Below are 25,645 nucleotides of genomic sequence, written 5' to 3'. Positions count from 1 at the left end.
ACCACCCGGCGTCGCTTCATCGGCGTTCCGACGGGGGCCCGGAACGCCGGCACTAGCGCTCCGACGGGGGACCAGAGCGCTTGGCTAAACTGTACACCTCCAACCCATGGGTTGCGTCAAGACTTTGTCACGACCCGATCTCGCGTCGATGCCGTGGTATCTCGGTTTGGTTAGGCGAGGTCAAGTCCATGCGCGGAGGAGGCGTGTGACCTCTCTGATTGGCCCCGAGAACGGCAACGTACGGCAAAAGAACCGCACCGGCCACGAAGAGGGCCTTGACAGGCCAGGGGGAGGGCACCGCGACGGCCAGGATGAGACAGACGATCCGGATGCCCATCTTGATGAGATAACTGATCTCACGCTTGCGGATGTCGTTGGACAGCGACGGCTGGGCGTCTGTCACCTGGTGAACGACCGGGCGGTCTTTTCTGAACCTGCGCCATGGATTCACGTTTTCCACGGTAGACCCCGGAGGGAGCGGGGGGACGTCCGCGGGGGGGTTACGATCACGCGGACAGGCACAGGCAGGAGGACGTGATGTCGGATCGCACCTATCGGGTGACCGAGATAGTGGGCACCTCGGAGGAGAGCGTCGACCAGGCCATCCGCAACGGCGTCCGGCGGGCCGCCCGGACCCTGCGGCACCTGGACTGGTTCGAGGTGACCGAGGTGCGCGGCCACATCGTGGACGGCGAGGTGGCCCACTTCCAGGTCGGCATGAAAGTGGGCTTCCGCCTCGAGGACGCCGAATAGGACGGCCGCGCAGAACGGCCGCGCAGGACGGCCGGGCGGGCTCAGCTCGCCTGGCTGACCGTCGACATGTTGAAGTCGGGCACGCGGACCGGCGGCATGACGGCGCGGTTGAACCAGTCGCCCCACTCGCGGGGCAGGGTGGGCACGCTCGCGCCGACCTCGGTCAGGCGGCCGAGCAGGTCCACCGGCGACTCGTTGAACCGGAAGTTGTTGACCTCGCCGACGACCTCGCCGTTCTCGACCAGGTACACCCCGTCTCTGGTGAGCCCGGTCAGCAGCAGCGACTGCGGGTCGACCTCCCGGATGTACCACAGGCAGGTCAGCAGCAGTCCCCGCTCGGTCGAGGCGACCATCTCCTCCAGCGAGCGCCCGCCCGCCGGGCCCTCCATCACCAGGTTGTCGATCTGCGGGGTCGCGGCCAGGCCGGTCAGCTCCGCCGAGTGCCGGGTCTGCACCAGGTTGGCCAGTGTGCCGTCGCTGATCCACTCGGTGCGGCCGAGGGGCAGGCCGTTGTCGAAGACCGACTGCTCGCGGCCGGAGGCGTGCGCGACGACGAAAGGCGCGCACGCGATCCCGGGGTGGGCGGGGTCGCTGTACAGCGAGATCGGATGCGGCGACAGCCGCTCGCCGACCCGCGTGCCGCCGCCCGGCCGGGAGAACACCGTGCGCCCGTCGGCGGCGTCGCGCGCGCCGGACGACCAGTACAGGTAGATCATCAGGTCGGAGACCGCCGTCGGCGGCAGGATCGTCTCGTAACGACCCGGCTCCAGGTCGATCCGCCGCTTGGCCCAGTCGAGCCGCCGGCTGAGCGTGGCGTCGAGCGCGGCCACGTCCACGTCGGCGAAGTCGCGGGTGGCGACGCCCGTCCAGGCCGAACGCGACAGGTCCGCCGACTTGGCGTTCAGCTCCAGCCGGCCGGTCGGCTGGTCGTGGCGCAGCCGCAGGCCGGCGGACGAGCCGACGAAGGTGGAGGTCACGATGTGCTCGGCGAAGCCGTACAGCCTGCGTCCCGAGGCGTCGGCGGCGGCGAACGCCTCGCCGAGCGCGGGGGCGAACCCGCCGAAGACGTCGATGGACGTCGGCTCCACCGGCCGGTCCCAGCCCGCGGCCGCCGTGTTCGCCGCTTCCGTGTCCACACCGTCCGTGCCCACCAGAGGCCGCGCGTCCTCCGACGGGCGGGCCTCGCGGGCGGCGCGGTCGGCCGCGGCCACCACGTCGGCGAGCTGCCCGTCCCGTACGGCGGAGCGTGACACGACCCCAACCCCCGCGCCCACCACGGAGATCACGGTGAGCCGCGAGGAGCGGGCGACGCCGTTGGTCGTCAGCGTGTTGCCGGCGAAGCGCAGGTTGGCGGTCGAGCCCTCGTCCACGATGACGACGCAGCCGTCGGCCTCGCTCAGCGCGAGCGCCCGCTCCACCGTCTCCTGCGGTGTGACCAGCCCGCCGCTCACCCCGCCACTCACCCCGTCGCTCAAATGGTCGCTCACTTGCCACCCTCCTGGACGGTGTTGAGGATCCGTACGCCGCGGAACAACGCCGCCGGGGCGCCGTGGCTGACCGGCGCGACCTGGCCCGGCTGGCCCTTGCCGCAGTTGAAGGCGCCGCCGAGCACGTACGTCCCGGGGCCGCCGACGGCCTCCATGGAACGCCAGAAGTCCGTGGTGGTCGCCTGGTAGGCCACGTCGCGGAGCTGCCCGGCCAGCCGGCCGTTCTCGATGCGGTAGAACCGCTGCCCGGTGAACTGGAAGTTGTATCTCTGCATGTCGATCGACCAGCTCTTGTCGCCCAGGATGTAGACGCCGCGCTCCACCCGGGAGATCAGCTCCTCGCTGGACGGGCCGTCCGGCGCCGGCTGGAGCGAGACGTTCGCCATCCGCTGGATCGGCACGTGCCCGGGGGAGTCGGCGAAGGCGCAGCCGTTCGACCTGCCGAGGCCCTTCAGCAGCGTCATCCGGCGGTCGAGCTGGTAGCCCACCAGCGTGCCCTCCCGGACGATGTCGAACGACTGGCCCGCGACGCCCTCGTCGTCCCAGCCGACGGTGGCGAGGCCGTGCTCGACCGTGCGGTCGCCCGTCACGTTCATCACGGGCGAGCCGTAGTGCAGGCTGCCGAGCTGGTCGAACGTGGCGAACGAGGTGCCGGCGTAGGCCGCCTCGTATCCGAGCGCCCGGTCCAGCTCGGTCGCGTGCCCGATCGACTCGTGGATGGTCAGCCACAGGTTGGACGGGTCGACGACCAGGTCGTACCGCCCGGCCTCCACCGAGGGCGCCTTCAGCTTCTCGTCCAGCAGGTCGGGCAGCTCGGCCAGTTCGGCGGGGAAGTCCCAGCCGGCGCCGGTGAGGTACTCGTACCCCCGGCCGACCGGCGGCGCGAGCGTGCGCATGTCGTCGAACCGGTCGCCGTCGGTCCTCATCGCCGTCAGCACGGGATGCAGCCGGACCCGCTGCTGTGTGGTCACCGTGCCCGCCGAGTCGGCGTAGAACTTCTGCTCCTTGACCTGCATGAGCGAGGCGGAGACGTGGTCGGTGCGGCCGAGCAGGCCGGACGACCACTCCGCCAGCAGCGCCGTCTTGTCCGCCAGCGGCACGTCGAACGGGTCGACGTCGTAGGCCGACACCCAGGTCACGTCGTCGTACACCGGCTCGGGGGCGAGCCCGACCGGCTCGCGGTTGATCGGCGCGCTGACGGCCGCCACCCGCACGGCCTCCTCGGCGGCGCGCGCCGCCGCCTCCGCGGTCAGCTCGATGCCGGACGCGAACCCCCAGGTGCCGTCCTTGATCACCCGTACGGCGAACCCGAGGTCGTCGGCGTCGGAGGACCCTTCCAGGCGGGCGTCGAACAGGCGCAGGGTCTCGGCGCGCACCCGTTCGAGGCGGAAGGAGGCGTGCTCGGCGCCCAGGTCACGGGCGCGCTGCAGGGCCGCGTCCGCCAGCCGCCGCAGTGGCAGGGCGAGGAAGTCCGGGTCGATCTGGCGCATGTCCACGATCCTAGCCCTGTGATCTTGTGTCCTGCGGACAAGCGGTTACCGTCCGGTAGCCGATACGGTCGGTTGCATGGTTCGCTCTGTTCTCGTCACCGGTGGAAACCGCGGTATCGGCCTCGCGATCGCCCGTGAGCTCGCCGCCGCGGGAGACGCCGTCGCCGTCACCTACCGTTCCGGAGAGCCCCCGGAGGGCCTGTTCGGGGTCCGCTGCGACGTGACGAGAGCCGCCGACGTCGACGCCGCCTTCGAGAAGGCCGAGGCCGAGCACGGCCCGGTCGAGGTGGTCGTCGCCAACGCCGGGATCACCAAGGACACCCTGCTGCCGATGATGAAGGAAGAGACCTTCACCGACGTCATCGACACGAACCTGACGGGCGCCTACCGCGTCGCCAAACGGGCCGTGCGGCCCATGCTGCGGATGCGGCGCGGGCGCGTCATCCTGATCTCCTCCGTCGTCGGCCTGTCCGGTTCGGCCGGCCAGACGAACTACGCCGCCTCCAAGGCCGGGCTGGTCGGCTTCGGCCGCTCGCTCGCCCGCGAGCTCGGCTCGCGGGGCATCACGGTCAACGTCGTCGCGCCCGGGTTCGTGGAGACCGACATGACCGCGGTGCTCGACGAGGCGACGCAGGAGCAGATCCGCAAGAGCATCCCGCTCGGACGGCAGGCGCACGCGGAGGAGATCGCGCGGGTCGTCAGGTTCCTGGCGAGCGACGACGCCTCCTACATCACCGGGGCGGTCATCCCCGTCGACGGCGGCCTCGGCATGGGCCACTGAGCCACTGAGCACTGACTGAGCGGAGCTGGACATGGGTTTGCTGGACGGTAAGCGACTGCTGGTCACGGGAGTCCTCACCGACTCGTCGATCGCCTTCAACGTCGCCAAGCTGGCCCAGGAGGAGGGCGCGCGGGTCGTGCTGACCGGCTACGGCCGTCTCAGCCTGGTCGAGCGCATCGCCAAGCGGCTGCCCGAGCCGCCGCCGGTGATCGAACTGGACGTGCAGGACACCGACCACCTCGACACGCTCGCCGACCGCGTCGGCGAGCACCTCGACGGGCTGGACGGGGTCGTCCACTCCATCGGCTTCGCCCCGCAGTCCTGCCTGGGCGGCAACTTCCTCAACACCTCGTGGGAGGACGTCGCCACGGCGGTGCACGTCTCGACGTTCTCGTTCAAGTCGCTCGCCGTCGCCTGCCTGCCGCTGATGAAGGAGGGCGGCGCGGTCGTCGGCCTGGACTTCGACGCGACCAAGGCGTGGCCGGTCTACGACTGGATGGGCGTCGCCAAGGCCGGGCTGGAGTCGTGCTCCCGCTACCTGGCGCGCGACCTGGGCAGGCACGGCATCCGGGTCAACCTCGTCGCCGCCGGTCCGCTCCGCACGATGGCGGCCAAGAACATCCCCGGTTTCCAGGAGTTCGAGGACTCCTGGCCGGAGCGCGCGCCGCTCGGCTGGGACCTGACCGACACCGCCCCCGCCGCCCGGGCGTGCCTCGCGCTGCTGTCCGACTGGTTCCCCGCCACCACCGGCGAGATCGTCCACGTCGACGGCGGCGTGCACGCGATGGGCGCCTGACGGCGGCGGTTCCGCCGCGGGTGCCCGCGGCCCCGCGATCTTGCCGCCTGCCGTCGCCGCGCCTACCATCGGGACGTGCGTGGGGTCCGCCCGCCTGGGCGGGCGTGACCCGGTGAGCCCGCGAGGTCCTGGCCGTCCGGCGGCCGTGGGTGGGGACGATGGGACGACCAGAGCGCGACCTGAGCCCCGAGGAGGGTCCCGTCCAGGCGTTCGCCGTGGCGTTGCGGCGGCTGCGTGAGGAGGCCGGGACACCCACCTACCGTGCCCTCGCCGAGCGGGCCCACTACTCCGCCACGGTGCTGTCGCGGGCGGCGGGCGGGCGGGTCCTGCCCAGCCTGGAGGTCACCCTCGCCTTCGTCAGGGCCTGCGGCGGCGACGAGGACGAATGGACGCGGCGCTGGCACCGCGTCAGCGCGGAGATCGCCGATGCCCCAGAGACGTCCGGCGGGGAACCGCCGTCTCCGGCGGCGGACGAGGGACAGGACGTCCCGTCCGCCGCGCCCGGCGGGGCGTCCGGCGGCCTCGCGGGCCGGGCACGCGAACGCGGGCGCCTGCTCGTGCCGCTGGCCGCCCTCGTGACCGCCGGCGCGGTGGCGCTCGGCGCCGCAGGAGGCGGCCCGCTGCTCGCGCCCGGCTGGACGTCGCGCAACCAGCACCTCACCGACCGGACGACGGACGCGAGCCAGGCCGAGGACATGGACGGCGACGACCCCCGGGCCCGGGGATGCGGGCCCGACCCGGACACGCTCGAAACGCTCGACGCCGTCCCGCTCCTCCTGCCGGGCGGCGCCCGCTTCGGGACGCTGCGGCTGCGGCGCAGCCCGGTCTGCGACACGGCATGGGCGTCCGCGCACTACGACAATCCCCGTCTGTACACGGTGTGGCTCGCCGCGCACCGCCCGGCGGACAACGCCCAGGTCCGCTCGCGGTGGTCCAACAACACGCCGCCGGGCAGCTACGGCGACATGCTCTCCCTGGCACGGGGGTGCGTGTGGGTGGAGGGCTGGGTGGTCACCGAGCGGGGGGAGGGCCCGCACGCCGCGACCCGTTGTGCCCGCTGACGCGCCCGCCCTCCACGTCCTCGCCGGGCGGGGCTCAGCCCCTCGCCCACGCGCCGGCCGAGCCGGGTCCGGCGCCGCAGCACCAGGCGTACGCCGTCGCCGGCACGTCCCTGGCGTACAGCTGGTCGGAGTAGGCCGAGCCGCCGCGCGTGCGGTACGCCTCGGTGCAGTCGCCGTAGCCGTCACCCCGGCAGACCATGACAGTGACCGGGCCCGTCCGGCCCCCGTCGAACGTGACCCTGGACCAGTTCGTCCCGCACCGGGGCGAGTACCGCAACTCGGCCGTGGCGCCCGCCGGCCCGCGGCCGTCGCGGTACCAGAGCCTGGAGCTGCGCACGGTGTACGCGCCGGACGCGCACGCCGAGTCCACCGGGTCGGTGCCGTCGCACAACCGGCGGCCCGGGCTCAGGGCGCAGAACGTCCCCGAGCGGTGCGGGGAGCGCGCCGCACCCGACGGCTCCGGCCCCATGGCCCGCCCCGGCCCCGGACCGGACGGTGCTCTCGAGCCCTGCCCGGACCCCTGCCCCGGCCCCGATCCGCCTCCCGATCCGGCCGACGCCGCCGGGGCCGCCGCGAGCACGGTCGCGGCGAGCGCCGGTACGGCGAGCGTCCTCAGGACGGTGCTCCATCTCGTCACGGGCTCCTCCTCTCCTGCCGGCACCCGGCCCTTCGCGGGTGCCACGACAGGCATGGAAGCCCACGTGGGGGGACGGCGGCGACGGCCGCACAGGGAGTGGAGACAACGCGCATCAACCCGTCCGTCCGGCGGCGCCGCGCATCAATCCGTGACCTCGGACGACGTCACGGAAGACGGCGCGCTCAGGCGAGCCGGTGGCGGCCCGACCGGTCGGGCAGCCGCAGGCCGCCCTCGAACGGGATCGACTCCTGCGGTTCCTGCTGCCCGGCGCGGGCCCGCCGCGCCGAGACCACCCGGGTGGCGAGCACCGCCGACAGCAGCAGCGCCGCCGTGAGGGCCGTCCCCACGGCGTCGTACGGCCGCTGGTCCCGCAGGGGCACGCCGGTGACCCGGCCGGGCAGACCCGGAAACTCGGGCATCTTCTGACCCGGCCACAGGAGCGGGATCAGGCCGTCCGCGTCCGGGTCCACGACGGGGTGAGAGGGCGCGGCCGGCGTCCCGCCGCTCTGCGCGGCCGGCCCCGGCCGGTACGGCTCCGCCGGGAGGGCGCCCTCGGGCGCGTGCGAGGGCTTCGGACGCGCCGGACGGCCGGCGGTCGCGGGCGGGCGGTGCTTCCGGCCGCTCCCGCCGGCGCCGGTGCCCGTCTCGTCGCCGGACGCGCAGCGCTCGCCGGCCACCAGGGGCAGGCAGGTGTCCTGGATCGTCCGGCTCAGCCCGTCGGTCAGATCCTGGACGGGAGTGGGAGCACTCCCGGCCGGGGAGTCTCCCGAGCCGCCTCCGGTCACGCCGCCGCCCGCCGAGCCCACCGCGTCCGACGCCGTCCCGGCCGCGCCGGTGGCCGCCTTCACGGTGTCGTCCACCGTCTTCCCGATGTCGTCGACGGCGGTGCCGGCGGTGCCGGTCACCGTCTGCACGGTGTCGTCCACGGCCTTGGTGACCGGCTCCGTCACCCCTCCGGTCGCCTTGTCCGCGACGTCGGTGACGCCGTCCGCCACGCGGCCCACGCCGTCCACCAGGTTGCAGACGCCGCCGGTGAGTCCCGAGACGAGCCCGCCGCCGGTGGTGCAGTCGGCCCATGCCGGGGACGCGGCGAGGGGGAGCCCACCGCCCAGGGCGATCGCGAGAGCCCCGGCGGAGATGGCGGAGGCCTTGCGTGCGGTGCCCATGTGTTCCCTTCCGCGGTCGTCTGGTCAATCCCCCGACATACCCGCCACTCTTCGCCAGAGCGCGGGGTTATGCAGTAGAAAGTTGCAATTCGGTATCGATGCGTGATACGTGAAGACGATTCTCGTTCGCCTCTCGGCGGGTCAGGGGTCGGAGACGTCCGACACGTCGTCCAGGGCCTCCCGGATCTCCCACGGCAGGGTCAGCTCCTCGGCCTGTAACACGCCGAGGAGCTGCGCGTGGGTGCGGGCGCCGACGATCGCCGACGACACGCCCGGGCGGTCGCGCACCCAGGCGAGCGCCACCGCGAGCGGCGACACGCCGAGCCCCTCGGCCGCCGTGGTCACCGACTCCACGATCCGGCGGCACCGCTCGTCAAGATAGGGCCGTACGAACTCGGCGAAGTGCGGGGTGGCGGCGCGCGAGTCGGCGGGGATCCCGGTGCGGTACTTCCCGGTCAGCACGCCGCGTCCCAGCGGTGACCAGGCGAGCAGCCCGGCGCCCACGTGCGCGGCGGCCGGGATCAGCTCCTCCTCCGGCTCCCTGGCCAGCAGGGAGTACTCCGCCTGCACCGCGACGAGGGGGGCGCGCGCGTCGCCGCACCGCTGCCAGGTCGCGGCGGCGGCCAGCTGCCAGCCCGTGTAGTCGCACACTCCGGCGTAGGCCGTACGGCCGGTCGAGACGGCGAAGTCGACGGCCGCGAGCGTCTCGTCGAGCGGCACCCGGTCGTCGAACGCGTGGAGCTGCCAGAGGTCGACCTCCTCCAGCCCGAGACGGGCCAGGGACGCGTCGAGGGCGCGGATGAGATGGCGGCGGGAGGCGTCCCGCTCGCCGCCGGGCATGAGGACCGCCTTGGTCGCGATCACCAGCTCCGAGCGCGGCACCACGTCGCGGATGAGCCGGCCGATCAGCCGCTCCGCGTCGCCCCCGCCGTACACGTCGGCCGTGTCGATCAGCGTGCCGCCGGCCTCGGCGAACGCGGTGAGCTGAGCGGTCGCCTCCTCGGCCGAGGTGTCGCGGGCCCAGGTCATCGTGCCGAGCCCGATCCGGGACACCGAGAGACCGCTGCGCCCGACAAGTCGCTGGTCCATTGTGCGGACAGACTAGCCGATAGGCTGTCCGCACCATGGACGTACTTCAGGCCATCGTGCTGGGAGTCGTGCAGGGTCTCACCGAGTTCCTGCCCATCTCCAGCTCCGCCCACCTGCTGATCGTGCCCAAGCTGGCCGGCTGGGGCGACCCCGGCGCCGCCTTCACCGCGGTGATCCAGCTCGGCACCATGCTGGCCGTGCTGCTCTACTTCTGGCGCGACATCGTCCGGATCCTCTGGACCTGGCTGCGCAGCCTGTGGACGCCGGAGCTGCGGGGCGACCTCGACGCCCGCATGGGGTGGTACATCGGGCTCGGCACGATCCCGATCGGCGTGGCCGGCCTGCTGTTCAAGGACGCGATCGAGGGCCCGGCCCGCAACCTCTGGCTCAACGCCACCATGCTGATCGCGTTCGGCCTGCTGCTGCTCGCGGCCGAGCAGTTCGGCAGGAAGAAGAAGGAGGTCGCCGACCTCACCATGCGCGACGGCCTGATCGTGGGGCTGTGGCAGATGGCGCCGCTGATCCCCGGCGCGTCCCGCTCGGGCTCCACGATGACCGGCGCGATGTTCCTCGGCTACACGCGCGAGGCGGCGGCCCGCTACTCCTTCCTGCTGTCCATCCCGGCCGTGGTGCTGTCGGGCCTGTTCGAGCTGCGCGACGTCGGCGACGGCGGCGGCCCGCCGCTCGTGCCGACCCTGATCGCGACCGTCGTCTCGTTCGTGGTCGGGTACGCCTCGATCGCCTGGCTGCTGCGTTACGTGGCGCGGCACTCCACGATCGTCTTCGTCGTCTACCGCGTCTTCGCCGGAACGTTCCTCCTCACCCTCCTCTACCTGGGGGTGCTCCAGTCATGACGACCGTCCTTCTCGTACGGCACGGCCTGACCGACCTGACCGGCCCGGTGCTGGCGGGCTGGACGCCCGGCGTCCACCTGGACGAGCGCGGCCGGGAGCAGGCGCGCGCGGTGGCCGAGCGGCTCGCGCCGCTGGAGCTGGACGCGATCGTGTCGAGCCCGCTGGACCGGTGTCAGGAGACCGCCGCCGCCATCGCCCAGGGCCGCCCGGTCACGGTGCAGACCGACGACAGGTTCGGCGAGTGCGGCTACGGCGACTGGACCGGCAGGCCGCTGAAGGAGCTCGCCGAGGAGCCGCTGTGGCGGGTCGTGCAGGCCCATCCCAGCGCGGCGGTCTTCCCCGGCGGCGAGGCCATGGCGGAGGTGCAGAGCCGGGCCGTGCGGGCCGTACGGGACTGGAACGAGCGGCTCGGCGAGAAGGCCACCTATCTGGTCTGCAGTCACGGGGACGTCATCAAGGCGATCGTGGCCGACGCGCTGGGGCTGCACCTGGACCAGTTCCAGCGCATCACGGCCGACCCCGCCTCCGTCACCGTGATCCGTTACACACCGCTGCGCCCCTTCCTGCTGAGGGCCAACGACGTGGGCGGGGGAGTGGCCAACCTGGTGCCCCCGCCCGAGGTTCCGTCGCGGGAAGACGGGGGAGAAACCACCACCGGAAGCGACGCCGCCGTCGGCGGCGGAGCAGGGACCACATAAGGTCGGGCTATGCCGGTCTTCGATTACGATCCGCCTGACAGGTTCGTGGCCGGTGCCGTTGGGCAACCGGGCGCACGAGCCTTCTTCCTGCAGGCGCGCGGCCACGGCAGGATCACCACCGTGGCGCTCGAGAAGTTCCAGGTCGCCGTGCTGGCCGACCGCCTTGACGAGCTGCTCGACGAGGTGCTGCGGCGCAGCGGCGGGCGCGCGCCGGTCCCGGCCGTCGCCCCCGCCGATCTGACCGACGAGGGGCCGCTGGAGCTGCCGCTCGACGAGGACTTCCGGGTGGGGACCATGGCGCTCGCCTGGGACCCGGAGACCTCCCAGGTGGTCATCGAGGCGCAGGAGGCGGGCGAGGGCGACGAGGAGGACGAGCCGCCGGCCGACGACCGGCCCGAGCCCGCCGTCCTCAGGGTGCGGATCAGCGCCGCCGCCGCCCGCGCGTTCAGCCGCAGGGCCCTGGAGGTGGTGGCCGCGGGCCGGCCTCCGTGCCCGTTGTGCGGGCGCCCCCTCGACCCGGAGGGCCACATCTGCGTGCGGCTCAACGGCCACCACCCCGGAGGGCTGTCCGCGTGAGGGGCAGGGCGGTACGCGCGGCGTGGCGAGGATCCGGATGACGGCTGAGGACGAGGCGAGCATCGGCGGCGTGGACAGAGCGGGACCCGACGGGGCGGGACTGGACGACGCGGCGGCGATGCGCCTGCTGCGGGAGGGCACCTTAGAAGTGGCCGGGCGACTCGTCGAGGCCACGAACATGACGCTCTACTGCTCCGTCGCCACCGGCGAGCACGCGGCGGCGTGCGTGTACAAGCCGGTGCGGGGTGAGCGGCCTCTGTGGGACTTCCCCGACGGCACGCTCGCTGCCCGGGAGGTGGCCGCCTACGAGGTGGCGGCGGTCACCGGCTGGCGCATCGTGCCGCCGACGGTCCTCCGGGACGGCCCCTTCGGCCCCGGCATGGTGCAGCTGTGGATCGACGCCGATCCCGACGCCGACCTGATGACCGTGATGCGCAGCCGCAACCCCGCCCTGCGCCGCATGGCCGTCTTCGACGCGGTGGTGAACAACGCCGACCGCAAGGGCGGCCACCTGCTCCCGCTGCCGGACGGCCATGTGTACGGCGTCGACCACGGAGTGTGCTTCTCCGTGGACGACAAGCTACGTACGGTGCTGTGGCAGTGGCGTGGCAGGACGCTGCCGCGCGAGGCGGTCAACGTGCTGGAGCGGCTGGAGCGCGAGATCGAGCGGGGCCGTCTCGGGCGGCGGCTGCGCGAGCTGCTCACCCAGGCCGAGGTGGAGGCGACCTGGGAGCGGGTCAAGAGGCTGCTGGCCACCGGCGTCCACCCGCATCCCTCCGACGACTGGCCCGCCATCCCATGGCCGCCGATCTGATGGTCCGCCCGAAGCTTGCGCAGAACGTACGTATTGTGCACTCTGCAGGGGTCTCTACCTTTTTCGGAGGGAACACGCAGTGTGTACGGTCATCGTGAGCGTCGACCCGGAGGCCGGCACACCGGTGCTCCTGGTGGGCGTGCGTGACGAGTTCGTCACGCGGCCGTGGATGTCACCCGACCGTCACTGGCCCGACCACCCCGGGCTGATCGGGGGCCGAGACCTGGAGGCGGGCGGCACCTGGCTGGCCGCCGACCCGGCGGAGCGGCGCGTCGCCGCGCTGCTCAACGGCGAGGGCACCGCGGCTCCCGCGGCCGGGCGGCGGTCCCGCGGCGAGCTGCCGCTGCTGGCCGCCGAGGCGGGGGAGCTGCCGCCGGTCGACCTGTTCCGCTACGACCCCTTCCATCTCGTCCTCGGCGGTCTCGACGGCGTACGGCTGTGGAGCTGGGACGGCGGACGGCTCGCCGAGGAGAAGCTGCCCGGGGGCGTGCACATGATCGTCAACACGGGCTGGGACCGGTCCGGCCGAGACCCGCGGACGGCCTGGTTCCGGCCCCGGTTCACCCGCGCCGCCCGGCCGGAGTGGACCGACGGCGGCTCCACGGAGCGTTTCTGGGGCGAGTGGCTGGACCCGGCCTCCGGCGCCGGGATGGGCGGCACCGCGGAGGGCACGGCGGAGGGCACGGTGGGGGGCGCGGTGGCCTGGGACGACCCCCGGGCGCTGATCATGCGGCGGCGTCTCCCGGACGGGCGGATCTTCGCGAGCCTGTCGGTGACGCTGGTCGCCCTGGCCCCGGAGGGGCTGCGCTACGACTTCTGTCCCCAGCCGGACGACCCCTCCACCTGGCACGAGATCGACACGTCCCGGGGCGGACCGCCCGGCCGGAGCCGTCGGGCGCGCGGATAGGCTGCACACCATGCGATCGTGGTCTGCTCCGAATGTCCCCAGGCTGCCTGGTCCGGGCCTTCCGCTCCGTTTGTACGACACCGCCGCCCGAGAGGTGCGGGAGACGGCCCCCACGGGAGAGGCCCGGATGTACGTCTGCGGCATCACGCCGTACGACGCCACGCATCTCGGGCACGCCAACACCTACCTCGCCTTCGACCTCGTGAACCGGGCCTGGCGGGACGCGGGCCACGACGTGCACTACACGCAGAACGCCACCGACGTGGACGACCCGCTGCTGGAGCGGGCGGCGGCGACCGGCACCGACTGGCGGTCCCTCGGCGAGCGGGAGATCGAGCTGTTCCGCTCCGACATGGAGGCGCTGCGGATCCTGCCGCCCCGCGAGTACGTGGGGGTCACCGAGACGATCGAGGAGATCACCGGGGTGATCGGCCGGCTGTCGGAGCGCGGCGCGGCCTACGACGTCGACGGCGACGGCGACGTCTACTTCTCCGTCACCGCGGCGCCGAAGTTCGGCGCGGTCTCGGGCTACTCCGAGGAGACGATGCTGGCGCTGTTCGCCGAGCGCGGCGGCGACCCCGGCAGGGCGGGCAAGCGTCACCCGCTCGACTGGCTGCTGTGGCGGGCCGAGCGGCCGGGCGAGCCCTCCTGGGACTCGCCGTTCGGCCGGGGCCGGCCGGGATGGCACGTCGAGTGCACGGCCATCGCCCTGCGCAACCTCGGCACCGGGTTCGACGTCGCCGGCGGCGGCTCCGACCTGATCTTCCCCCACCACGAGATGGGCGCCTGCGAGGGCCACGTCGCCACCGGCGAGTGGCCGTTCGCCCGTGCGTACGTGCACGCCGGCATGGTCGGCCTGGACGGCGAGAAGATGTCGAAGTCCAAGGGCAACCTCGTGTTCGTCTCCCGGCTGCGGCGCACGACCGACCCCATGGCCGTCCGGCTCGCCCTGCTGGCGCACCACTACCGCACCGACTGGGAGTGGACGGGGGACCAGCTTTCGGAGGCCGAGGCCCGGCTGGCGCGGTGGCGGGCGGCGGTGACGCGTCCGGCGGGGCCCGCGGGCGAGCCCGTGCTCGCCGCGGTCCGCGAGCGGGTCGCCGACGACCTCGACGCGCCCGGCGCGCTTGCCGCGATCGACGCCTGGGCGGCCGGGGAGGGCGACGACACGTCCTCGCCCGCGCTGGTCCGCGACGTCGCCGACGCGCTGCTCGGCGTCGCCCTCTGACCGGGTGCGGCCGCCGGGCGGTGCCGTGAGCCCGGCGGCCGGCTCAACCAATCGGCAGGCGCGGCGCCAGCCAGGGGAACACGACGTACCACAGCGCGGCCACCGCGCCTCCGGTCAGCAGCACGGCGATCGTCAGCCGGAGCGCGGCGCCGCCGGGCAGCAGCCGCCAGAGGAACCTGTACACGCCAGATCTCCCTCGGTCAGTCGCGGCGTTCCTCACGGCGGACGAGCACGCTCTGGACGACCAGGCGCTGCGTCGCGGAGAACTTGGGGTGGCAGGTGGTCATGGTCATGTACGCGGTGGTGGGCCGCTGCCCCGGGTGGCCGGGGACGGGATCGACGACGTCGACCTCGCCGGGATCCACGACCTCCTTGCGCGTCACCTGGTAGGTGTAGCGGGCGTCCCACGCGTCCACCATGATGTCGTCGCCGCGCTGAAGCCGGTCGATCCGGTTGAACGGCGCCGCGTAGGTGGTGCGGTGTCCCGAGAGCACGAAATTGCCGACCTGACCGGGCAGGGCGGTGCCGGGGTAGTGACCGGGGCCCCTGCGCAGCTCGTCCGGGCCCACGCCCTCGACGACGGCGAACCGGTACCCGGCTCCCAGGCGCGGGATGCGCAGCAGCGCCAGGGCGTCGCCGGGCCGCACCGCGGCGGGGCCCGTCCGCCTCTCATGCCGCAGGAAGACCTCCCCCAGCCGCCGCTGCAGGACGCGCTGCTCCCGTTCGGTCTCCGCGCCGGTGCCCCAGAGCAGGTACGCGTAGAACAGCAGCAGGACCAGACCGGCGGGCAGGCACAGCTCGCCGATCACCCGTACGGTCGCCGTCACGGCTCCGCCGTCGTCTCCGCGCACGGACCGAGTATCGCCTTCCGGTGACGATTCGCGGCCGTCGCGCGGGGGCGTTGGTGAATTCTTTGGCACTCCCGACTCACACCAGGCCGCGCCGCGCGCGCGAAGCGGCGAGCGGGTCGCGGTCAACGGACCGAGAACCCTGGCCGATCGTTCGGTAAGCGCCGTGCGCCGTGTCGAGCCGATCTTCACCGGCCGCTTACAACAGTCGCAGATGCTCGTTTACGTGAATGCCGTTATCGGGAGTCCAAATTGGCGCGAAAAAACACCCTACCCATTCTTCTGGCGGTGACGGTCGCGGGCGGCCTGACGCTCGGGATCCCCGCGGCCGCGGCCGCGCGGACCGTCATGCCACCGGTCGCCCCGGCGGGGGACGATACGGCCCTCTCGCCGGAGCCCGTCACGGTGGAGAACGCCGAGGAGCCGGGCGAGAACGTGGACGCGAGCCCGGTCGTGCAGGAGAGCGGGCCGGGGACGGCCGCGCAGCAGCCCGTCTGCACGGGCAACGCGTGCAACAACAACGGCGGGGCCTGGAACCGGAACGCCGGCGGCTGGAGCTATCCGCTGGCCTACACCTACAGCGACACCAAGACGATCAACGCGCAGCCCATCGCCGCGCCCGCGGGCGCGGGTCGCGGCGCCGGCCCGAGCGTCACCGGCGTCGGTCCGGCCATCGGCCCGGGCACCGGTGCGGGTGCGGGCGGCGCTGAGATGGCACCGCTGCAGAACGCGACGCAGAGCGCGGAGCAGTGGCCGGCGAAGGGGCCGGCGGAGGAGCTACCCGGGGAGACCACCGATGAGGAAGGACTCCCCGGGGAGGAGACGGACGAGGAGGAGTCCCCCGAGAAGGACACCACCGACGAGGCGGAGACCGGCGAGGCCGACGAGGCCGACGAAGACGAGGCGGACGAGGCGGACGAGGCGCCGGCCGGCGTGGCTCCCGAGGAGATGGCCGGCCCCGCGCCGGTCGCCGCGGGCGGTCCGGCGGGCGGCGCTCGGCTCCCGTTCACCGGCGCGCCGGTGAGCGTGGCCGCCGCCGGCGCGGGCCTGCTGGCCGTCGCGCTCGGCTGCACCCTCGCCACCGCCCGGCGGTGGCGCTCCACCGACGCCGGGTAGCACCGGTGCCCGCGGAGCCGTGGCCGGGGATGCCGTGGCAGGGGACGCGCGGCAGGGGACGCGCGGCAGGTGTGGCGGGGAGGCCGGTCAACGAAGCGAGAACCCTGCGCGATCGTTCGGTAAGCGCCGTGCGCCGGGGCGGAGCGGCCGTTAACCGGACGCATATAACAGTCGAGCAGCGACATGTCGCTGGCAATCCGGGCGAATGCTCAGTCGGCATAATGGCCGTTATCGGGAGTCCAAGTGGCGCGTAAAACTAAAAGACCAATTTTTCTGGCGACAATGGTCGCCGGCGGCCTGACCCTCGGGATCCCCGGGGTCGCGGCCGCGGAGTCCGTCGGGTCCACGGTGCTGCCGTCGGGCGACGGCGTCTACCCGCCCAGGCCCATCAGCGTGGAGAACGTGGTGGACCCGGGGGTCGTGGCGCCGGCCGTGCAGGAGAACGAGCAGGCCGAGGTGCAGCCCGTCCACACCACCAACAACAACAACGGTTTCTGGTGGCCGAACAACAACTGGCAGGGCTGGAGCTGGCCGCAGGTCTCCACGACCAACGACACCAACAACGGGAACGCGCAGCCCATCGTCGCGCCCGCCGGCGCGGGCGGGATCGCACCGGTGCAGAACGCCGGGCAGCAGGCGCAGGGGGAGCCCGTACAGGCCGTCGCGCCCGAGGAGACGGAGGGCGAGGACGAGTCCGAGGAGATGCCGGGGGAGGAGGCAGAGGAGGAGCGCGCCGACGAGAACGAGGACATGCCCGGCGAGGAGGAGTCCGAGGGCTCCTTCGAGAGCGGGCCGGCCGCCGGAGAGGCGCCGACCGGCGGTGTTCCCGCGCAGGCCTCGGGAGGCGGCCGCCTGCCGTTCACGGGCGCGCCCGCGGGCGTGGCCGTCGCGGGAGCGGGCCTGCTGGCCGTCGCACTCGGCTGCACCCTGTTGTCCGCGCGGCGTCGGCGGTCCGGCGATGCCGAATAGAAGCAGGTGGCCCGCGGTCCGGGGCGCAGCGGCCCGGTGACACCTGGAAGAACTCGCAGGCTGGTCGTCGCCGGCCTGCCGTCGCTGGCCCTCGGCCTCGTGCTGGCCGGGGGCTGGGCGGCCCACCTCGGGCTGAGCGTGCGCGACCACCTGGAGGCGACGCGGGCCGCCCTGCTCCGGCTGCGGCCGGGCGCCCTAGGGCCGGCCCGCTCCGTCGCCGCGACGCTCGCCGAGGCCCGCGGTCACGCGGCGGAGGCGCGGCGGCTGACCGGCGGCCCCGACTGGGCGCTGCTCACCCACCTCCCGGTGGTGGGCGACGGCGCGGCCACGACCCGGGGACTGGCCGCGTCCGTCGCGGACATCACCGACGTGCTGACCCGCGTGGAGCACGCGGCCGCGCCGTTGCTGTCCGCGGGCGCGCGGGCGCGGGGGGACCTGCGGCGCGCGCTGGCCGCCCTCGACGCGATGGCGCCGGTGCTGCGCGACGGCGCCACCCGCGTGGACGCGGCGAGATCGCGGGTGGCGGGCACCCCGGCGTCGACGGGCCTGGCCGCCCTGGACGGGGCGCGCGACACGGCGCTCCGCGAGGCGGGCCGGCTGCACGGCATGCTGAGCCAGGGGGCGGAGGCCGCCGCCCTCCTGCCGCCCATGCTGGGCCGCGACGGTCCCCGCCGCTACTTCCTGGCGTTCGAGACGAACGCCGAGGCCCGCGGGACCGGCGGCCTCGTCGGCGCCTTCGGCGTGCTGAAGGCCGACGGCGGCAGGGTGTCCGTCACCCGGCTGTCCGCCAACACCGGCATGGCGGCCAGCGCCGAGCCCGTCGCCGACCTCGGCTCCGCCTTCGCCTCCCGCTACGGGCGGGGCGCGACCACGACGCTGTCGGTGTCGAACCTGTCCCCGCACTTCCCCTACGCCGCGGCCACCTGGACCGGACTGTGGCGCCGCCAGACCGGCCAGGAGCTGGACGGGGCCATCGCGACCGACCCCGTCGGCCTCTCCTACATCCTGGGCGCCATCGGGCCGGTGAGGCTTCCCGGCGGCGGTGGGACGGTGACGGCGGGCAACGTCGTCGACCTGACGGAGCGGGAGGCCTACGCCCGCTATCCGGACCCCGCCGAGCGCAAGAAGTACCTGGTCAGGATCGCCGGAGCGGTCAGCGAGGCGCTGACCGGCCGGCTGGGGGAGCCCACGCGGCTGCTGCCCGCCTTCGCGCGCATGGTGGGCGAGAGCCGGCTCACGGTCTGGAGCCGGGCCGGGGACGAGCAGCGCCGTCTCGCGTCGACCCCGGTCGGCGGGGTGCTGCCCGAGCGGCGCGAGCCGTACGCCGGGCTCGTCGTGAACAACTCGGCCGGCACCAAGCTCGACTACTACCTGGACCGCTCGCTCACCTACGAGCTCGGCCCGTGCCGTCCGGACGGGCTGCGCACCTCGCGGGTGCGGGTCCGGCTGACCAACGACGTGCCGCGCGGGCCGCTGCCCGCCTACGTCACCGGCCGGCTCGACGACCCGCGGCGTCCCCACGCCGCCGGCTCCAACGTGCTGTGGGTGTCGCTGTACGCGGGAATCGGGGCGAAGGCGACGGGGGTCCGGCTCGACGGCCGGCCGATCTCGTTCTACTCCGAGACCGAGCGGTCCCATCCCGTCTACTCCAAGGTGCTGGAGTTCGCGCCCGGCCAGTCGAGGACGCTGGAGTTCGACCTGCTCGAACCGTACTCGGCGGCGGCTCCCGTGGTCCCGGTGCAGCCGCTCGTCCGCCCGCAGCGCACACTGGTGACGGCAGACGTCAGGGGCTGCGGCCCCTCCTGAGGGGACCGGCAGGAACCGTTAAAGCCCGGCGTGCCGCGAGCGGCGGCGCGCCGGGTCCGGCCTAGCGTCCCGCCCATGGAGCGTACGCATCCGCCGGAGGGCGGGGAGACCTTCCGCATCCTGTTCGTGTGCACGGGCAACATCTGCAGGTCGGCCATGGCCGAGCGGCTCGCCAGGGCCGCGCTCGGGCCGGGCTCGCCGATCCTCGTGGGCAGCGCGGGCACCCACGCCAGGCCGGGACTTCCGATGGCCGAGCGGGCGTGCGGGGCGCTGCTGCGGCTCGGCGGCGATCCCGGAGGGTTCGCCTCACGCCCGCTCACCGCCGCGGCGGTGGCCGGCGCCGATCTCGTGCTGGCGGCCTCGTCCGAGCATCGCGCCGCGGCGGTGGCCCTGCATCCCGTCGCGGCCGCGCGCGCGTTCACCATCGTCGAGTTCGGCGCGCTGGCCCGCGCGGTCCCCGCCGGGCGGGTGCCGGGCCACGAGGGTCCCGTACGCCGGGCGCGGGCCCTGCTGGAGGAGACCGGGGCGCTGCGCGGGCTGGTCCGGGTGGAGCGGCCCGACATCGCCGACCCCTACGGAGGCTCCCGCAGGGCCTACCGGGACGCGGCCCGCCGCATCGCGGACGCGCTCGCCGCCCCGATCCGCCTGCTGACGCACGCGACTGCCTGACCCTGCCGCCTGACCCTGCCGCCTGATCCGGCCGCTCGCCGCGCGAACGCGTGGGGCCGCGTCACCCGACGCGGCCCCACGCACCTGCTCTCGTGCCGTCACACCGGTATGGGCGCCTGCGGCTGCGGCGTCTCCGGCGTGGCCTCCTGGGCGGCCGCGTCATACCCGTATCCGTACCCGTACCCGTAGTAGGAGCCGTGCTTGGCGGGCACGAAGTTCAGCACGGTGCCGACGAGGCGGGCGTTGATCGACGACAGCAGCTCACCGGCCCGGAGCACCTGCTCGCGCCGGGTCTTGCCGTGCCGCACGACGAGCAGCGCGCCGTCGCAGATCGCGCCGAGGGCGGCGGCGTCGGTGACGGGCAGCAGCGGCGGCGCGTCGATGATCACCATGTCGTACTCCTCGGTGAGCTGGGCCAGCACCGTGCGCATGCCCCGCGACCCGAGCAGTTCGCTGGGGTTCGGCGGGATCCGGCCGCTGGGCAGCACGGAGAGGCCCTGCTGCCCCCACGTCTGGATGACGTCGTGCAGCCGTGCCCGCTCGATGAGCACGTCGGTGAGCCCGGTTCCGCCCTCGATGCCGAGGTAGCGGGGGACGCTGGGGCGCCGCAGGTCGGCGTCGACCAGGACCACCCGCCAGCCCGCCTGGGCCATGGTGATCGCGAGGTTGGCCGACGTGGACGACTTGCCCTCGCCCGGCAGGCAACTGGTCACGACGAGCGACTTGGGCTGCCTGTCCACCCCGATGAACTGGAGGTTCGTCCGCAGCGACCGGAACGCCTCCGAGCGTGACGACCGGCCCTGGTCGCGCAGGATCAGCGGATGCCGCTTGGCGTCCCGTTCGTAGCCGATGACCCCGAGGATCGAACTCCTGGCTACCTTCTGCAGCGTCTCCGCCGTCTTCACGGTCGTGTCCAGCCGGTCGCGCAGAACGAGGCCGGAGACGGCCGCGAACAGGGCGATGAGCGCGCCGAGCGCCATGTTGGTCAAGGGCTGCGGTGCGACGGGCTCCCTGGGGACCTCGGCCTCGTCGATCACCGTGACCCGGATCGTGGGCGGGCTCTTCGGCGTGGGCCGCTCGATCCGGTCGATCAGCGCGGCGAACGTGGCGCCCAGCGTGTTCGCCCGGGCGGCCGCCCGCACCGGGACGCTGTCGGCGACCGTGGCCCGTAGCAGCGTCGTGTCGGGGATGGCATCGGCAGTGATCCTGGCCTGCAGGTCGGTGACGTCCTCCCCACGGGCGATCCGGCCGACCACCTGGCGGCTGGTCAGCAAGGTGGCGTAGGACTGGACCCGCTGCTGGGACAGCGCCCCCGCCTGGAGCGCGGTCGAAAGACCACCGTCCCTGGCGTCGGCGGACACCAGCATCGTGATCGACGCGAGGTACTTGGGCGGGGTGTTGACGGTCACGACGTGGGCGGTTCCCACGCCCGCCAGCACGGACAGCAGCAGGAGCGGCCAGTATCTGCGCATCAGCCGCGCGTAATAGAGCAGTTCCATCGGTGTCAGCCCCTTACAGGGATAGAGGTCCGGGGACGGGCCGGCGGATAGACCGGGACGCGCTGCGGCAGCACGGCGGCGACGCAGGCGGCGGCGATGCCGCCGATCGCCGCGCCGGCCGGCGCGATCCAGCCCAGTGTCATCGCCAGGTCGGCCAGGCTGGCGGCGGCCGCGAGGGCGGCGAGCGCGAGGGCCGTGAGCCGCTTGCCGAGACCGAGCCGGTGCAGTCGATGTGAGAGGTGGTCGGAGCCGCCCTGCAGCAGCGGCCGGCCCGCCCTCCGCCTCGACAGCAGCACGATCCCGGTGTCCACGGTCGCGACGAAGGTCGGCAGGAGCAGGCCCGCGACCGCCGTGCCGGTCCCGGTGCCGGTGATCACCAGTGCCGCCGAGGACGCCAGCACGAACCCGATGAACAGCGAACCGGCGTCCCCCATGAAGATCCGCGCCGGCGCCCAGTTGTGCAGCAGGAACCCCAGGGCGGCGGGGGACAGAGCGGCCAGGAGCAGGCCGGTCTCCGGACGCCCGGACACGAAGGCGGCGGCGGCCAGGAGCGCGGTGCTGACCACGGTGACCGCGCCCAGCGCGCCGTCCATGTTGTCGAGCAGGTTGAACGAGTTGGTGACCACGACGATCCACAGCAGGGTGATCGGCACGTCCGGCCAGGTCCCGGTCACCGGCGCGACGACCCCGCTCGTCACGGCCACCCCTGCCGCCAGCGCCTGTACGGCCAGCCGGGTCGGCGGAGGAAGCGGCGCGATGTCGTCGATCAGCCCGAGCAGGGCCATGGCCACGGCGCCGACGAGGATGCCGGCGATCCGCTGGCAGGCCGCGCCGGCCAGCGCCACCGGGGGGACGACGGTGCACAGCATGATGGCGATCCCGCCCAGATAGGGCGTCGGCCGCCGGTGCGACTTGTGCCCGCCGGGCCTGTCGGTGAGTCCCCACCGCAGCGCGAGGCGCCGCATCACGGGGGTCGCCGCCGCGCAGCCGACGAAGGCGCTGATCGCGATGACCAGGGCGGTGGCGCCGTTCACCGGCCCGTGGCCGCGATTTCCGCGCGGGCCTCGGCGATGGTCTCCAGCAGGATGTCGTCCAGCGACAGGGCCGGCGTCCACCCGGTCAGCGCGCGCAGCCTGCCGGTGTCGGGAACCCGGCGTGTCATGTCCTCGAAGCCCTTGCCGTACGCCTCGGCGTACGGGACGAGATCGACGCCGGACGTGCTCCCGGTGAGCTCGACGATCAGCTTGGCCAGCTCCAGGATGCTCACCTCGTCGCTCGAGCCGACGTTGAACGTCCCGCCGACCGCGCGGTCGTCGTCCAGCAGCAGGAGAAGGGCCCGCACGACGTCGCGTACGTGTGCGAAGCAGCGGGTCTGCGTGCCGTCGCCGTGCACGGTGAGCGGCACGCCCGTCAGCGCCTGCCGGACGAGCCGGGGGATGACCATTCCGTACGCCGGGCTCTGCCGCGGCCCCACCGTGTTGAACAGCCGGACGACGACCGTCGGCAGGCCGCGTTCGCTGTGGTAGGCGTTGGCCAGGATCTCCTCCACCGCCTTGGCCGTGCTGTAGGCCCAGCGGACGACGTCCGGACTGCCCAGGATCCGGTCGGACCACTCCGGGAGCGGGCCGGCCGAGTTCTTCCCGTAGATCTCGCTCGTGCTGGTCACCAAAATCTTCCGCCGGTAGCGGTGCGCCGCCTCCACGACGATCTCCGAGCCGCGGATGTTGGTGGTGAGCGAGCGCAGCGGCTGCTCGACGATCAGCTTCACCCCCACGGCGGCGGCAAGGTGGACCACCACGTCGCACTCGTGCACGAGGTGGTCCACCGCGAGCTCGTCCAGGATCGAGCCCTGGACCACGCGCAGCCGCGGGTCACCCGCGTGGTGCGCGAGGTTGGCCGGGCGGCCGGTCGACATGTCGTCCAGGACGACGACCGAGTCGCCGCGAGCGAGCAGGGCGTCGGTCAGGTGGGATCCGACGAAGCCGCTCCCGCCGGTGATCAGATAGGTGTTCCCGCTTGACGTGGTCAAGGCCTTCTCCCAGCAAGTGGAGGTTGACAGGATCGCAATAGGACTTCGTGCGCGAAGGTGGTGTGTCAGGCGCTCCCGGCGCCGGACGTCTTCTCGAACCAGGTCACGGTGAGGTGCAGCCCCTCCTCCAGCGGCACCGGCCGGACGCCGGGGAGCCGGTCGAGCAGCAGGCGGGCCGACGCCTGCGACTCGCGGATGTCGCCCGCGCGAGGTGGCAGGAACTCCGCCTCGACCGGCCGGCCGAGGACGGCGGCCAGGGCGTCCTTGAGCTGGAGCAGGGACACGCGGGTGCCGAAGGCCAGGTTGACCGGCGTGCCGCTGGTGACCCGGCGTGCCGCGGCGTCGGTGAGGACGTCCACCACCGAGCCCACGTAGGTGAAGTCACGCGCCTGCCGCCCGTCGCCGTGGATCGGGACCGGCCGCCCCGCCAGCGCGGCGCCGACGAACGCCGGGATCACCGCGGCGTACGCGTGCCCGGCCGGCTGGAGCGGGCCGTACACGTTGAAGAAGCGGAACGGCAGCACGGGGAGGCCGTAGCTCGCGGCGTACGCCAGCGCGTACGCCTCCGTGGCGAGCTTGCTCGCGCCGTACGGGCTCAGCGGCCGGGCCGGCAGGTCCTCGTGCTTGTAGGCCTCGGCGCCGTCGCCGTACACAGAGGAGGACGATGCCAGGATCACATGCGGGCGGGTGGCCCGGCACGCCTCCAGGACGTGCAGTGTCCCCGTCGCGTTGACGGCGTGCGAGGCGAGCGGGTCCTTCACCGACCGGGGCACCGAGGGCCGCGCGGCGAGGTGGATCACGTGCGTCGCGCCGGGCACGAGCTCGGCCAGCAGGTCCCGGTCGAGGATGCTGCCGGTCACGAGGTCGGCCCCGACGTCGGCGAGGTTGGCCGGGTCCCCGCTGCTCAGGTCGTCCAGCACGGTGACGCTCTCGACCTCGGGCCGGGTGGTCAGCGCCCGGCAGAGGTTGGCGCCGATGAAGCCGGCGCCTCCGGTGACCAGGACTCTCATGCGATTCTCCTTGGGAACGACGGGCTGGACGCGGCGTACAGCGACCGGTAGAGCGCCTCGGTGTCGGCCACCAGGCGCTCGACCGCGAAGGACTCCGTCGTCCAGCGGCGTGCGGCCTCGCCCATGCGGCGGGCGAGCACCGGATCGGTCAGCAGCCGGAAGGCGTGCTCGGCCAGTTCGCCCGCGTCCGGGGCGGCCAGCAGGCCGGTGACCCCGTGCCGGACGACCTCCTCGACGCTGCCCACGCGGGTGGCGACGACGGGAGTGCCCGCCATGCCGGCCTCGATCAACGTCAGCGGCGTGCCCTCGTTGTCGGAGGTGAGCAGGACGACGTCGGCCGCCGCGTAGACGGTCTCGACGTCCGCCCGCCACCCCAGGAGGTGGAAGGCGCCCGGTGCGGCGCCGGCGGCGGCCCGCTCCACCTCGTCCGTGAGCTCGCCGCCGCCGCAGACGACGAACCGGCAGGCGGGCAGGCGGGCGAGCACGGCCCGCGCGGCCGCGAGGAACCGGTCGGGCCGCTTCACCCCGGTGAGCCTGCCGACGAAGGCGACGACCGGCGCGTCCGGAGGAAGGCCCAGCTCCGCGCGGGCGGCCTCGCGGCCGGGCACCCCGCCCAGCCGTACGCCCGGCGGTATCACGACGTACTGCCCGGGATGGCCGATCCCGGCCGCGAGCAGGTCGTCGCGCACGTTGGCGCCCACCGTCACCAGCCGGTCGGTCATGGCGGCCAGTCGCCGCTCCACCCCCACGTAGAGGCGGCGTTTCGCGGGTGAGAAGTAGCCGTGCAGCAGGTGGCCGTGGAAGACGTGCACGGTCCGCCCCCCGCCCCATGCCGGACCGACCCGGGCGAGGCGGGCCGCCACCCGGCCGAGCGCGCCCGCCTTGGCCGTACGGGTGTGCACGATGTGCGGCCGGAAGGCCCGCATCTCGGCGGCCAGCCGCAGCAGCGCGCGGCAGTCGTCGCCGGGCCGGACCGAGCGGCCCAGGCCGGGGACGCGGTGCACCCGTGCCACCGTGTTCCCGAGCCGGTCGCCCTCGGTCTCCTCGACCTGCCCGGTGTAGAGGCGGTGGTCGAACTCCTCGGTGTTCAGCCGTTCGCACAGCCCCAGAATCTGGGTGGCCGGGCCGCCGATGTTCATGCGCGCGATGATTTCCATGACCCGAATTCGGTCATCCGGTCTCACCACGGGCTCTTCGGTGATGAGCCTGTTCACGTCGGAGAAGCTAACCCGCGATTTGAGCTTTTCGCCGACACCGTCACGGCCGCGGCGAAGCCTTTTCGCATTCCCTACCGAGGCATGATCGAGGACCTCCCGAGCACGTCCCGGGGCGCTTCGTCGGGAAAAGCAGAGCGACGACCCG

At 73.5% G+C, this 25,645-nt stretch carries 27 protein-coding genes; 14 read left to right on the top strand and 13 right to left on the bottom strand.

Annotation, left to right across the window (positions count from 1 at the left end; translation table 11 throughout):
- Positions 1-127: 127 nt before the first annotated feature.
- Complete coding sequence (locus FED44_RS16145; protein WP_244301982.1) at positions 128-451, bottom strand: DUF3099 domain-containing protein; 324 nt, start codon at positions 449-451, stop codon at positions 128-130.
- A gap of 86 nt (positions 452-537) precedes the next feature.
- On the opposite strand from FED44_RS16145, the gene FED44_RS16140 reads away from it, so the two are divergent.
- Positions 538-753: a dodecin gene (locus FED44_RS16140; protein ID WP_117409424.1), complete on the top strand. Its 216-nt coding sequence runs from the start codon at positions 538-540 to the stop codon at positions 751-753.
- A gap of 41 nt (positions 754-794) precedes the next feature.
- Here FED44_RS16140 and FED44_RS16135 read toward each other — a convergent pair whose 3' ends face one another.
- Positions 795-2,240 carry a metallopeptidase TldD-related protein gene (locus FED44_RS16135; RefSeq protein ID WP_244301981.1) on the bottom strand — a complete coding sequence of 482 codons (1,446 nt, stop codon included), beginning with the start codon at positions 2,238-2,240 and terminating at the stop codon, positions 795-797.
- Entirely contained in the window at positions 2,237-3,730 is a 1,494-nt protein-coding gene (locus tag FED44_RS16130; RefSeq protein ID WP_117409437.1) for a TldD/PmbA family protein, read from the bottom strand. Before FED44_RS16130 ends, FED44_RS16135 begins: the two co-directional genes overlap by 4 nt.
- Positions 3,731-3,806: 76 nt before the next feature.
- Between FED44_RS16130 and FED44_RS16125 the strand changes: the two genes are divergently transcribed.
- From FED44_RS16125 to FED44_RS36435, 3 genes are all read left to right on the top strand, one after another.
- Positions 3,807-4,511 carry a beta-ketoacyl-ACP reductase gene (locus tag FED44_RS16125; protein ID WP_117409425.1) on the top strand — a complete coding sequence of 235 codons (705 nt, stop codon included), beginning with the start codon at positions 3,807-3,809 and terminating at the stop codon, positions 4,509-4,511.
- A 31-nt stretch (positions 4,512-4,542) separates the two neighbouring features.
- The gene (fabI, locus tag FED44_RS16120) at positions 4,543-5,307 is read left to right on the top strand and encodes an enoyl-ACP reductase FabI (protein WP_117409426.1); all 765 of its coding nucleotides are present in this window, start codon (positions 4,543-4,545) and stop codon (positions 5,305-5,307) included.
- 158 nt (positions 5,308-5,465) lie between these two features.
- On the top strand, positions 5,466-6,368 hold the full coding sequence (locus tag FED44_RS36435; RefSeq protein WP_187405989.1) for a helix-turn-helix domain-containing protein: 903 nt from the start codon (positions 5,466-5,468) through the stop codon (positions 6,366-6,368).
- Positions 6,369-6,402: 34 nt separating this feature from the next.
- Here FED44_RS36435 and FED44_RS16110 read toward each other — a convergent pair whose 3' ends face one another.
- The 3 genes from FED44_RS16110 to FED44_RS16100 all read right to left on the bottom strand — a co-directional run bounded on the left by FED44_RS16110 (position 6,403) and on the right by FED44_RS16100 (position 9,260).
- Positions 6,403-7,005: a DUF2690 domain-containing protein gene (locus FED44_RS16110; protein WP_154956589.1), complete on the bottom strand. Its 603-nt coding sequence runs from the start codon at positions 7,003-7,005 to the stop codon at positions 6,403-6,405.
- 182 nt (positions 7,006-7,187) lie between these two features.
- Positions 7,188-8,171 (bottom strand): hypothetical protein, encoded by a 984-nt coding sequence (locus FED44_RS16105; protein ID WP_117409428.1) that lies wholly within the window; start codon positions 8,169-8,171, stop codon positions 7,188-7,190.
- A gap of 141 nt (positions 8,172-8,312) precedes the next feature.
- Positions 8,313-9,260, bottom strand: coding sequence for an aldo/keto reductase (locus FED44_RS16100; protein WP_117409429.1), 948 nt, complete (start codon positions 9,258-9,260; stop codon positions 8,313-8,315).
- 35 nt (positions 9,261-9,295) lie between these two features.
- On the opposite strand from FED44_RS16100, the gene FED44_RS16095 reads away from it, so the two are divergent.
- The 6 genes from FED44_RS16095 to mshC all read left to right on the top strand — a co-directional run bounded on the left by FED44_RS16095 (position 9,296) and on the right by mshC (position 14,337).
- Complete coding sequence (locus tag FED44_RS16095; RefSeq protein WP_117409430.1) at positions 9,296-10,114, top strand: undecaprenyl-diphosphate phosphatase; 819 nt, start codon at positions 9,296-9,298, stop codon at positions 10,112-10,114.
- On the top strand, positions 10,111-10,812 hold the full coding sequence (locus FED44_RS16090; protein ID WP_117409431.1) for a histidine phosphatase family protein: 702 nt from the start codon (positions 10,111-10,113) through the stop codon (positions 10,810-10,812). The genes FED44_RS16095 and FED44_RS16090 overlap by 4 nt, the downstream gene beginning before the upstream one ends.
- Positions 10,813-10,821: 9 nt before the next feature.
- Positions 10,822-11,388, top strand: coding sequence for a DUF3090 domain-containing protein (locus FED44_RS16085; protein ID WP_117409432.1), 567 nt, complete (start codon positions 10,822-10,824; stop codon positions 11,386-11,388).
- Positions 11,389-11,425: 37 nt separating this feature from the next.
- Entirely contained in the window at positions 11,426-12,202 is a 777-nt protein-coding gene (locus FED44_RS16080; RefSeq protein ID WP_117409433.1) for an SCO1664 family protein, read from the top strand.
- A 94-nt stretch (positions 12,203-12,296) separates the two neighbouring features.
- Positions 12,297-13,109 (top strand): NRDE family protein, encoded by an 813-nt coding sequence (locus tag FED44_RS16075; RefSeq protein ID WP_244301980.1) that lies wholly within the window; start codon positions 12,297-12,299, stop codon positions 13,107-13,109.
- Between the two features lie 10 nt (positions 13,110-13,119).
- Positions 13,120-14,337, top strand: a complete 1,218-nt coding sequence (gene mshC / locus FED44_RS16070) for a cysteine--1-D-myo-inosityl 2-amino-2-deoxy-alpha-D-glucopyranoside ligase (protein WP_138461159.1) — start codon at positions 13,120-13,122, stop codon at positions 14,335-14,337.
- A gap of 43 nt (positions 14,338-14,380) precedes the next feature.
- Here the strand turns inward: mshC and FED44_RS35815 are convergent, their stop codons facing one another.
- A complete protein-coding gene (locus FED44_RS35815) occupies positions 14,381-14,521 on the bottom strand; it encodes a hypothetical protein (protein ID WP_165900863.1) in 141 nt (46 codons plus the stop codon).
- Positions 14,522-14,537: 16 nt separating this feature from the next.
- The gene (locus FED44_RS16065) at positions 14,538-15,188 is read right to left on the bottom strand and encodes a class E sortase (RefSeq protein WP_244301978.1); all 651 of its coding nucleotides are present in this window, start codon (positions 15,186-15,188) and stop codon (positions 14,538-14,540) included.
- 285 nt (positions 15,189-15,473) lie between these two features.
- Between FED44_RS16065 and FED44_RS16060 the strand changes: the two genes are divergently transcribed.
- From FED44_RS16060 to FED44_RS16045, 4 genes are all read left to right on the top strand, one after another.
- On the top strand, positions 15,474-16,301 hold the full coding sequence (locus FED44_RS16060; RefSeq protein WP_138461158.1) for a hypothetical protein: 828 nt from the start codon (positions 15,474-15,476) through the stop codon (positions 16,299-16,301).
- A gap of 282 nt (positions 16,302-16,583) precedes the next feature.
- Positions 16,584-17,270: a hypothetical protein gene (locus FED44_RS16055; protein ID WP_138461157.1), complete on the top strand. Its 687-nt coding sequence runs from the start codon at positions 16,584-16,586 to the stop codon at positions 17,268-17,270.
- 36 nt (positions 17,271-17,306) lie between these two features.
- A complete protein-coding gene (locus FED44_RS16050; RefSeq protein ID WP_138461156.1) occupies positions 17,307-19,076 on the top strand; it encodes a DUF4012 domain-containing protein in 1,770 nt (589 codons plus the stop codon).
- A gap of 75 nt (positions 19,077-19,151) precedes the next feature.
- The gene (locus FED44_RS16045; RefSeq protein WP_117410286.1) at positions 19,152-19,745 is read left to right on the top strand and encodes an arsenate reductase/protein-tyrosine-phosphatase family protein; all 594 of its coding nucleotides are present in this window, start codon (positions 19,152-19,154) and stop codon (positions 19,743-19,745) included.
- A gap of 98 nt (positions 19,746-19,843) precedes the next feature.
- Here the strand turns inward: FED44_RS16045 and FED44_RS16040 are convergent, their stop codons facing one another.
- The 5 genes from FED44_RS16040 to FED44_RS16020 form a co-directional block, all read right to left on the bottom strand.
- Positions 19,844-21,244: a tyrosine-protein kinase domain-containing protein gene (locus FED44_RS16040; RefSeq protein ID WP_138461155.1), complete on the bottom strand. Its 1,401-nt coding sequence runs from the start codon at positions 21,242-21,244 to the stop codon at positions 19,844-19,846.
- A 5-nt stretch (positions 21,245-21,249) separates the two neighbouring features.
- Positions 21,250-22,278, bottom strand: a complete 1,029-nt coding sequence (locus FED44_RS16035; RefSeq protein WP_138461154.1) for a glycosyltransferase family 4 protein — start codon at positions 22,276-22,278, stop codon at positions 21,250-21,252.
- The gene (locus FED44_RS16030) at positions 22,275-23,273 is read right to left on the bottom strand and encodes an NAD-dependent epimerase/dehydratase family protein (RefSeq protein ID WP_117410289.1); all 999 of its coding nucleotides are present in this window, start codon (positions 23,271-23,273) and stop codon (positions 22,275-22,277) included. Before FED44_RS16030 ends, FED44_RS16035 begins: the two co-directional genes overlap by 4 nt.
- A 65-nt stretch (positions 23,274-23,338) precedes the next feature.
- Complete coding sequence (locus FED44_RS16025) at positions 23,339-24,283, bottom strand: NAD-dependent epimerase/dehydratase family protein (RefSeq protein ID WP_138461153.1); 945 nt, start codon at positions 24,281-24,283, stop codon at positions 23,339-23,341.
- A complete protein-coding gene (locus FED44_RS16020; protein ID WP_244301976.1) occupies positions 24,280-25,440 on the bottom strand; it encodes a glycosyltransferase in 1,161 nt (386 codons plus the stop codon). Before FED44_RS16020 ends, FED44_RS16025 begins: the two co-directional genes overlap by 4 nt.
- Positions 25,441-25,645 lie beyond the last annotated feature (205 nt).

This window comes from Microbispora triticiradicis (assembly GCF_005864065.1).
GTDB classification, from domain to species: Bacteria; Actinomycetota; Actinomycetes; order Streptosporangiales; family Streptosporangiaceae; genus Microbispora; species Microbispora triticiradicis.
This window is presented reverse-complemented; position numbering and strand designations above follow the sequence as displayed.